8 protein-coding genes and 1 pseudogene are annotated in these 8,274 nt (G+C 62.3%); 5 read left to right on the plus strand and 4 right to left on the minus strand.

Translation table 11 applies throughout. The features are described 5' to 3' along the window. Nucleotides 1-9: 9 nt before the first annotated feature. From ACTJKM_RS22860 to ACTJKM_RS22875, 4 genes are read left to right on the plus strand one after another with little or no spacing between them, the layout of a single operon-like run. On the plus strand, nucleotides 10-2,109 hold the full coding sequence (locus ACTJKM_RS22860) for an ADP-ribosylglycohydrolase family protein (protein ID WP_440660986.1): 2,100 nt from the start codon (nucleotides 10-12) through the stop codon (nucleotides 2,107-2,109). A 30-nt stretch (nucleotides 2,110-2,139) separates the two neighbouring features. Beyond that, nucleotides 2,140-3,189 carry an ABC transporter ATP-binding protein gene (locus ACTJKM_RS22865; protein WP_058327514.1) on the plus strand — a complete coding sequence of 350 codons (1,050 nt, stop codon included), beginning with the start codon at nucleotides 2,140-2,142 and terminating at the stop codon, nucleotides 3,187-3,189. Next, complete coding sequence (locus ACTJKM_RS22870) at nucleotides 3,186-4,403, plus strand: CaiB/BaiF CoA transferase family protein (protein ID WP_440660988.1); 1,218 nt, start codon at nucleotides 3,186-3,188, stop codon at nucleotides 4,401-4,403. Before ACTJKM_RS22865 ends, ACTJKM_RS22870 begins: the two co-directional genes overlap by 4 nt. Beyond that, nucleotides 4,400-5,242, plus strand: coding sequence for an HpcH/HpaI aldolase/citrate lyase family protein (locus tag ACTJKM_RS22875; RefSeq protein WP_440660989.1), 843 nt, complete (start codon nucleotides 4,400-4,402; stop codon nucleotides 5,240-5,242). Before ACTJKM_RS22870 ends, ACTJKM_RS22875 begins: the two co-directional genes overlap by 4 nt. Before the next feature lie 98 nt (nucleotides 5,243-5,340). Here the strand turns inward: ACTJKM_RS22875 and ACTJKM_RS22880 are convergent, their stop codons facing one another. After that, nucleotides 5,341-5,595 carry a hypothetical protein gene (locus ACTJKM_RS22880; RefSeq protein ID WP_058327511.1) on the minus strand — a complete coding sequence of 85 codons (255 nt, stop codon included), beginning with the start codon at nucleotides 5,593-5,595 and terminating at the stop codon, nucleotides 5,341-5,343. A 163-nt stretch (nucleotides 5,596-5,758) separates the two neighbouring features. On the opposite strand from ACTJKM_RS22880, the gene ACTJKM_RS22885 reads away from it, so the two are divergent. Then, nucleotides 5,759-5,947, plus strand: a complete 189-nt coding sequence (locus tag ACTJKM_RS22885) for a hypothetical protein (RefSeq protein WP_057249285.1) — start codon at nucleotides 5,759-5,761, stop codon at nucleotides 5,945-5,947. A gap of 104 nt (nucleotides 5,948-6,051) precedes the next feature. Here ACTJKM_RS22885 and ACTJKM_RS22890 read toward each other — a convergent pair whose 3' ends face one another. From ACTJKM_RS22890 to ACTJKM_RS22900, 3 genes and pseudogenes are all read right to left on the minus strand, one after another. Next, the gene (locus ACTJKM_RS22890) at nucleotides 6,052-7,035 is read right to left on the minus strand and encodes a L,D-transpeptidase family protein (protein WP_440660991.1); all 984 of its coding nucleotides are present in this window, start codon (nucleotides 7,033-7,035) and stop codon (nucleotides 6,052-6,054) included. 190 nt (nucleotides 7,036-7,225) lie between these two features. After that, nucleotides 7,226-7,495, minus strand: coding sequence for a hypothetical protein (locus tag ACTJKM_RS22895; protein WP_057249283.1), 270 nt, complete (start codon nucleotides 7,493-7,495; stop codon nucleotides 7,226-7,228). A gap of 319 nt (nucleotides 7,496-7,814) precedes the next feature. Continuing rightward, nucleotides 7,815-8,274 (minus strand): annotated as a pseudogene (locus ACTJKM_RS22900) (hypothetical protein); the annotation flags it as partial.

Raw genomic sequence — 8,274 nt, forward strand, 5'->3', positions numbered from 1 at the left:
AAGTATCCGATGCTCAGCACCACAGAAATCTTCGAGCGCATCTATTCCGGCTTCATCGGCAAGGCGATCGGCGTGCGCCTCGGCGCGCCTGTCGAACCGACCATCTGGAGCTATGAACGCATCCGGGACACCTATGGCGAGGTGACGGAATATCTGCGCGACTTCAAGAATTTCGCAGCGGACGACGACACCAACGGCCCGGTCTATTTCATCCGGGCGCTGCGCGACTACGGCCTCGGCGCAACCGCCGAAGAGGTCGGCAAGACCTGGCTGAACTATGCGGCCGAGGAACATGGCATGTACTGGTGGGGCGGCTTCGGCAATTCGACCGAGCATACCGCCTACCAGAACCTTCGGGCCGGTATCCCGGCGCCGCAGTCCGGCTCGATCGCCCAGAACGGCACCACGGTTGCCGAGCAGATCGGCGGCCAGATCTTCATCGACAGCTGGGGCTGGGTGCATCCGGCCGATCCTAAGACGGCGGCCGAAGCGTCCGCGCGTGCCGCGAGTGTCGCCCACGACGGCGAGGGATTGAACGGCGCGCGTTTCTGCGCCGCGGCGATCGCCCAGGCCTTCGTTGCAAAAAGCATCGAGGAAGTCATCGAGACGGGCCTCGCGACGATCCCGGCCAATTCCATCTACGCCAGGGTCTCTCGCGCGGTGCTTCGTTTCCACGACAGCAACCCGAATGACTGGCGCGCCTGCCGCGACATGCTGACTGCGGAATGGGGCTATGACCGCTATCCCGGCGTCTGCCACATCATTCCGAACGCCGGCGTTCTCGTCATGGCGCTGATCTATGGTCAGGGCGACCTGCCGCGCACGGTCGAGATCGCGACGATGGCCGGCTGGGATACGGACTGCAACGCCGGCAACGCCGGCGCGATCGTCGGCACCCTGCAGCAGGTTCAGCCGGGCTGGGACAAATACCGCAAGCCGATCAACGATTTCGTCGTAGCCTCGGGCGTTACCGGCACGATCAACGTCGTTGATATTCCCTCTTTTGCCCGCGAGCTGACCGTGCTCGCGCTCCGCCTGCAGGGGCGAGAGGCCCCGGCGCTCTGGGTCGAAGATTTCGAACGTCGCGGCGTGCGCTTCGATTTCGACGCTCCCGGCGCGACCCATGGCTTCCGCACGGAGCCGTTCAACCAGATCTCCGTCAAGGCATCGGCGGAGCGCCATACCGAGAATGCCAAGGGATCGCTGGAAATCCTGCTCGACCGGCTGGAACGCGGGCAGGGTGGGCGGATATTCTGGAAGCCCTTCTATCGCCGCTCCGACTTCGACGACGAGCGCTACCGTCCGATGTTCACGCCGCTTGCCGATGACGGCCAGACGGTGAAGTTCAAGCTCTGGCTCGACCCGTGGAATGGCGACGGCAACCTGCGCGTAGCGCCCTACGTCCGTCGCGCCATGACCGACACCATCCAGGAAACAGGCGCCTGGCACGTGCCCTCGGCCAGCGGCTGGCAGGACTACGAATTCACCATCCCTGATGGCAATGGCGAGGCGGTCGATGAGATCGGTATCCTGGTCGAGTATTTCGGTCGTTTGAAGTTCCTCGGCCGGCTGTTCCTGGCGGACTTCACCGTGTCCGGCAAGGGTCGCGCCGTGATCGACCCGGCGAAAGAAGTGCACGAATGGGGCGGCATCACCCGCTTCACTTGGAACCGCGGGCACTGGAGTCTGCAGCAGGGCCGCATCCATGCGCATACGGCCACCGATGCGGACGCCTGGACCGGCAATGCCTACCTGCGGGACGTCAGTGTCATAGCGGAGCTGCAGCCGCTCTCCGGTGCCTCGCATCTGGTGGTGGCACGCGCTCAAGGAACAAGCCGTTTCTATGCCGCCGGTTTTGAGAATGGCGAGGCCGTGATCCTTCTGGAAAATCACGGCACCACGATCCTCGCCCGCAGCCCGTTCCGTATCGAATACGGCCGAAGCTACGCGGTCGATCTCACGGTCGAAGGTGGCGAGCTGACCCTTTCCGTCGATGGCGAGCGAGTGCTCCAAGCGGACGATGCGACGCTCCGCTACGGCATGGCGGGTCTACGCATGGCCTCGGCTGGACGCATGTCGATCGGCCGGGTCGAGGTATCCGAGCGCTAGTCGCGCGACGAGGAAAGGAAGGGAGGAAACATGTCCGAGATAGAGCTCAGAAGTGTCGGCAAGAGCTATGGCAGTGTCGCCGTGCTCAACGACATCTCGCTGGAGATGGGCGATGGCGAATTCGTCGTCCTCGTTGGTCCTTCGGGCTGCGGCAAGTCTACGCTGTTGCGCATGATCGCCGGGCTGGAGGATATTTCAGCCGGCGAGATCACCATAGGTGGCAAGATCGTCAACGACATGCCGGCGAAGGAGCGTGACATCGCCATGGTCTTCCAGTCCTACGCGCTCTATCCGCACATGAAGGTCGCGGAAAACATGAGCTTCGCGCTGAAGCTTGCCGGCGCGCCGAAGGCGGAGATCCACAAGCGCGTGACTGAGGCCGCCGAAATCCTCGGCTTGGAAAAGTTGCTCGACCGCTTGCCGCGGGAACTCTCCGGCGGCCAGCGCCAGCGTGTCGCCATGGGCCGCGCCATCGTGCGCGACCCGCGCGCCTTCCTCTTCGACGAACCGCTCTCGAACCTCGACGCCAAGCTGCGCGTGAAGATGCGCGGCGAGATCAAGAAGCTGCACCAGCGGCTGCGCCGGACGATGGTCTACGTCACCCACGACCAGACCGAGGCCATGACCATGGCCGACAAGATTGTGGTGATGAACGGCGGAAAGATCGAGCAGGCGGGCGCGCCGCTCGAACTCTACAACGATCCCGCCAATCTCTTCGTTGCCGGCTTCATCGGTTCGCCGGAGATCAACCTCATCGAGGCGATCGCTGACGGCGAAACGGCATTGACCCGCGGCGGGGTCTCCTTGCCGCTTGGAAGACAGGTGCAGCCGGGTACGCGCGTCGTCTGCGGCATCCGCCCGCAACATATCACGCTTGGAACAACGGGTGTGCCGGGCCGCATCAGCCTGGTCGAACCGACCGGCGAAGATCAGGAAATCGTCGTCGATATGGGCGGCCAGGATATTTCCGTCGTCGTCCATGGCGGCAAGCTGCTTTCGGCCGGCCAGGATGTGACGCTTACGATCGACGTCGACAAGGTTCTGCTCTTCGACAAGGAAACCGGGGAGCGCATTCGATGAGCGGGTTTGCCAAGCGACAGTTCGATCCCGCTGCCACGGGGCCGCTTGTCGGCACAAGGGTTCTGGATCTCTCACGCCTCGTCGCCGGCAACATGTTGTCGCTGCAGCTTGCCGATGCCGGTGCAGACGTCATCAAGATCGAGGCGCCGGCCGGCGATCCGCTGCGGGACTGGAAGGACGACGGCCACTCGCTCTACTGGAAGACCTATAGCCGCAACAAGCGCTCCGTCGTGCTCAACCTTCGGCAGGAGGCGGCCATGGCGGCGCTCTGGGCGCTGATCGAAACGGCGGACGTCTTCATCGAGAATTTTCGGCCGGGGACGCTGGAGCGCATGGGCCTTTCGCCGGAAGCGCTGCATGCCCGCAACCCCAACCTGATCATCGTGCGGATCTCTGGTTTTGGACAGACCGGCCCCTATGCGCAGTTCCCTGGCTTCGGCACGATCGTCGAAGGCATGAGCGGATTTGCCTACCGAACCGGCTTTCCCGATCGCGAACCGGTGCTGCCGCCGCTGGCGCTCGCCGACATGATCGCCGGTGTCTACGGAAGTTCGGCCACCGTGACGGCGCTGCTCGCGCGTGATCGCGGCTACGCAAAGGGGCAGGTGATCGACCTCTCGCTGCTGGAGCCGATGTTCTCGGTGCTCGGACCTGAAGCCGCGATATACCAGACGACTGGCAAGATCAAGGAGCGCGTGGGCAGCGCCTCCAACACAGCCGCGCCGCGCAACGTCTACCGGTGCCGCGACCGTAAATACGTGGCGCTGTCCGGTTCGACACCCCAGGTCGCAAGGCGGATCTTCGAGATCATCGGCCGTGCCGACATGAACGACGATCCGCGCTTTGCAACGAATTCGGAGCGCGTCAAGAACCGGGATCTGGTCGATGAGGCCGTCGGCGGCTGGTTTGCCCGGCACGACCACGACGAAGCGCTGAAGATCATGCGCGACGCCGGCGCGACGGTTGGGCCGATCTACAACATCGCAGATGCCGTTTCCGACCCGCATTTTACCGAGCGTGAAATCATCGTCGACGTGGAGGACGCGGAGTTCGGTAGCCTGCCGATGCACAACATCGTGCCACGGCTTTCGGAGACGCCGGGTGTCTGGCGGAGACCGGCGCCAACGCTTGGGGAACACACGGCTGAGGTCCTCACCGAAGCAGGGTTGGATGCAAGCGCAATCGACCTCATTCTAAAAGGCAGGGCGGCATGAGACTGCGATCTCTTCTCTACGTGCCTGCCTCGTCCGAACGCTTCATCGCCAAGGCGCATGAACGTGGCGCTGATGCCATCGTCCTCGATCTCGAGGATTCCGTCGCCGACGGCGAAAAGCAGGCGGCACGTGCTGGACTTGCGCAGTCAGTCCCCATGGTCGGGCGAAGCGGCGCCAAGACCTTCGTGCGGATCAATGCCGAACCGGGACTGCAGAAGGCGGATGCCGAGGCCGCCTGCCGCGCAGGCACTTTCGGTCTTTTCATCGCCAAGGCCCGTTCGCCCGAGCAGGTGGGCGTTCTTGCAGAACATCTGGCACCGATCGAACGTGAGCTCGGGCGCGAGCCGCTCGTTTTCGTCGCGCTGTTGGAGGATGCCGGCGCGGTGCTGGACGCAAGACCAATTGCCGCCTGCCAGCGCGTATTGGGCCTCGTGGCCGGTGGAGAGGATATTGCCACGAGCATGGGGGCCGAACCACTCCCCGAGGTGTTGCGTCTGCCGAAGTTGCTCGTGCATTTCGCAGCGAAGGCCGAGGGCAAGCTGTCCTTCGGCACTCTGACGACCGTTGCCGACTATCAGCAGCGCGATGCCCTTGAGGCTGCTGCCCGCGAAGCAAGCCACCATGGCTTCGACGGTGTAACCTGTATTCATCCCTCGGCCGTGCCGATCATGAATGCGGCATTCTCACCCAGCGAAGAAAAGGTCGCCTGGGCGCGCGCCGTGCTCGATGCCGCGGCAGGTGCGACCGCCGATGGCAGGGGTGCCTTCCTTGTCGGCGACCGGATGGTCGATGCACCGATCATCGAACGCGCCCGCCGCATTCTGCAGAAGATCGATTAAGTCAAAGCCCGCGAAGACCCCGCTTTTTTACTGGGCGCCGGCCTGGGTGTCACGCCACGCGGAAAGTGGCGAAACACCCGAGCCGCCGCAACCTGAAATCACATGGCGTCCTTGCCCTTCATGGCATTCTCCATGTGGGTCTTGCATTTTGCCGTATCTTTCGCCGCCATTGCTTCCTTGGCCATGGCCAGTTCCTTCGTTGCCATGTCCTTCTTGGTGGCGTCGGTGATGGAGCCCACGTCCGTTTCCAGCTTTGTCATGCCGGCCTCATCGCAGGTCATATCGGCCTGGGCCATGGCGGCGCCGGTGAAAGAAGCGGCCATGACGGCTGCAATTAGAAGCTTGTTGAACATCGCATCTGCCTCCTGTTTTGGGTGGTATTTCGCGCCCCAAACCAGCGGGCGGAAACTACGTTCCCTTGAAGGCGACAATTGCCGTCCGCGCGTTGGCTTTCAGCGGCTCGCGCGGAACCAAAGCGGCCTGCCAACGTTATGCGCTCGCAAGGGGAGGTGCAGGATGAAACACGCGGATATCCGAACAGTCGACAACCCCCAGGCCAGGCATATCTGGGATGTCGCCGATTATTGCCGGCGCACCGGCATTCACAAGACCGAAGAGCAGCGCCTGATCAAGGTGCTGGGCAGATACGCGACGAGTCATGAGCTTCAGATGAACATCGTGCGCGTTCAGACGCGCATACGCTGATTGCTCGATACAGGCTCGGAGTACCACGGCTCGACCGCTCGTTTTGCGGGGCTTCACTTTCTCATTCGCGACGTCGTTTCAGTCCTTCGCAGCGTTGACGAGGCTCAGTCGACAAACTCAACGATGACGCCGGGTTTGACCATCCCTGCCAATTCTTCCGCATCCCAGTTCGTCAAGCGAACGCATCCGTGCGATCCGGACTTGTCGATCATTGATGGTTCCGGCGTGCCGTGGATTCCGTAGGTCGGCTTCGACAGGTCGATCCAGACGCTGCCGACAGGGCCGTTCGGACCGCCGGGCAAGGTCAGTATCTTCCGGTTGTCGCCCTGCTGAAAATTGATCTTCGGATTGTAGACATAGGGAGGCGTGCGAGCGACCCCCTTGACCTTATGCGTGCCGGAAGGCGACGGGGCCTCTCGGCTGCCGATCGTGGCTGGGTAGGCGGCGATCACCGTTCCGTCGCCTGCAAAGGCCATGACCTGGCCCAGGCGTCGGTGCACTTCGATGCGTTTGACTGTCCCCTGCCTTGGGGCTCCGGGGACCATAACGGACACGGTATCGCCGACCGAAAACATCGAGGCCGCATTGAGCGCCTTGAAGAGATCGATGTCCATGTGAAAGCGCTCGGCCAGCTTCTCGGCGACGCTCGTATATCCGAGCTGATCCATTTTCGCCTGTTCGGAGTAGTCTTTGGGTATAGTGGCGACGAGCCCTTTGATGTCCTCTTCGGAGATGACATAGGGCTGTACCGTCGGCGTCCGGTCCGAAATTCGTTCAATGACATCCGGGTCCAGTTTGCCGTCTGCAGGCAGATCCTGCATGGTTTCGAAGGCGGCAATCGCCTTGCGGACGTTCTCACCGTAGTAGCCGTCGATCACGCCAGGCGATGCACCCGCGCGATCCAGGAGAACTTGAAGCCGAACGATGGCGGGGTCGGGTTCGTCCGAGGCTCCAGTCTTCGGCTTCAACGAAGTGGGCGCGATCGAAGCGTTGTTGATCGCATCGGGCTGAAGCGGTTGGGCCAGAGCCATAGCGGCGGGAAACAGCATCAACAGTACTGTCGACAGGGTCATGTTTTTCATGACCATTCAATCGACTGGCGCCGGATTTGTTCCCGCCCATCGAGATACCGCAGCCGGCCGGATCATAGCCGAGAAAGTCGACACGCCGTTGATCGCGACAACAGCCATTTCTGTAGCGTCCCGATGGCCGCGGAAACGCTTTGCCCTCAAAAGGGATCAACCTTGCAGGTCTCGCGGATCTATCTATCGGGCGGAGCTAGTTGAGCACACGCATCGGCGCGCCGCGTCGGGGAAAGGACGTCGCCTCCGAACGCGATCGCTCCAGCAACATGGCGTTTTCAAACAAGGTACCCTCGTCGCAGATGCCGCCGCGAAGCTGATCTGTCAAATACCGAACCAGGCGCCCTGCACGCAGACTGTTCGCAGGGATGTTCTGCCACAGGCAGACCCGGTCGAATGTGCGCTGGAGCATTTCAAGCTCGGTTGCATTCCATTGGCCATTGAGATCATTGACTGCCCACTGCATTGAAACCCTCCCTGGCGGCCGCGGTTTCCGGCCCATCTTCCAGTTGACGCTTTCACTTTCACGCGGAGGTATCGCTGATATTGGCTTCCCCCGCGGGCCTTCTTGAGGGAGACAGTCATCGATCGCTCGGTCTCCCATGCAGTCATTCCCGGTCGTTGGCTCTGGGGCGACGACCGGCCGGTCAATTTATACCTCTTCATGGAATTAAGCCAGTGACGTTGGGTTGCCGTGGACTCGGCACCCGCAGCACGTGTCTTTCATGGCGATCATCGCTATCTGCAAAAAGGGAGCGTATGAATCGTCCGATCACAGAGCAAGATTAACCGAAGGTCCCGGCGATCAGCCGGCACCAGTGTTCTCCGGCAATGCCGTTGAAGAAGCCTTGTCCGTCCCGACAGGCTTGGACGATCGCGGGGTCACGGGAGTGGAGTACTGTTGAGTAAACATGGACGAAGGCAATCCGACGTCCGAGCATCGCTTCCATAAGTGCCGGCTGTGTCCGTCCCCGTAGGCCCGGAAGTCCACGCTTGGCGGCATGATCGACAAGACAGTCGATGACCGGGCCGGCCTGGCCCGGCTGCGCCAAAACCTGCAGCACCCGTCCGATCGCGCCCGCCTTGGCGTAATAGGCGAACGCGCCAACGAGCGTGCCGGTGCGCGCCGCAACCACAGCGTAGACGAGCTCGCCTTGTTCGGGCTTTTGCTCCGCATCGCCGAGAATGTAGTCGAGCTGCCCTTCAGCCCATTCGGGGCGCAGCGGAAACTGCGCGAGGAAACGA

Origin of the sequence: Ensifer sp. 22460, assembly GCF_052044935.1 — a bacterium.
Lineage (GTDB): Bacteria > Pseudomonadota > Alphaproteobacteria > Rhizobiales > Rhizobiaceae > Ensifer.

What these genes read in the sequence shown, in the direction of transcription:
- ACTJKM_RS22860 (WP_440660986.1), top strand. Translation starts at nt 10, where the DNA reads ATGCTCAGCACCACAGAAATCTTCGAGCGCATCTATTCCGGCTTCATC.
- ACTJKM_RS22865 (WP_058327514.1), top strand. Translation starts at nt 2,140, where the DNA reads ATGTCCGAGATAGAGCTCAGAAGTGTCGGCAAGAGCTATGGCAGTGTC.
- ACTJKM_RS22870 (WP_440660988.1), top strand. Translation starts at nt 3,186, where the DNA reads ATGAGCGGGTTTGCCAAGCGACAGTTCGATCCCGCTGCCACGGGGCCG.
- ACTJKM_RS22875 (WP_440660989.1), top strand. Translation starts at nt 4,400, where the DNA reads ATGAGACTGCGATCTCTTCTCTACGTGCCTGCCTCGTCCGAACGCTTC.
- ACTJKM_RS22880 (WP_058327511.1), bottom strand. Translation starts at nt 5,595, where the DNA reads ATGTTCAACAAGCTTCTAATTGCAGCCGTCATGGCCGCTTCTTTCACC.
- ACTJKM_RS22885 (WP_057249285.1), top strand. Translation starts at nt 5,759, where the DNA reads ATGAAACACGCGGATATCCGAACAGTCGACAACCCCCAGGCCAGGCAT.
- ACTJKM_RS22890 (WP_440660991.1), bottom strand. Translation starts at nt 7,035, where the DNA reads ATGGTCATGAAAAACATGACCCTGTCGACAGTACTGTTGATGCTGTTT.
- ACTJKM_RS22895 (WP_057249283.1), bottom strand. Translation starts at nt 7,495, where the DNA reads ATGCAGTGGGCAGTCAATGATCTCAATGGCCAATGGAATGCAACCGAG.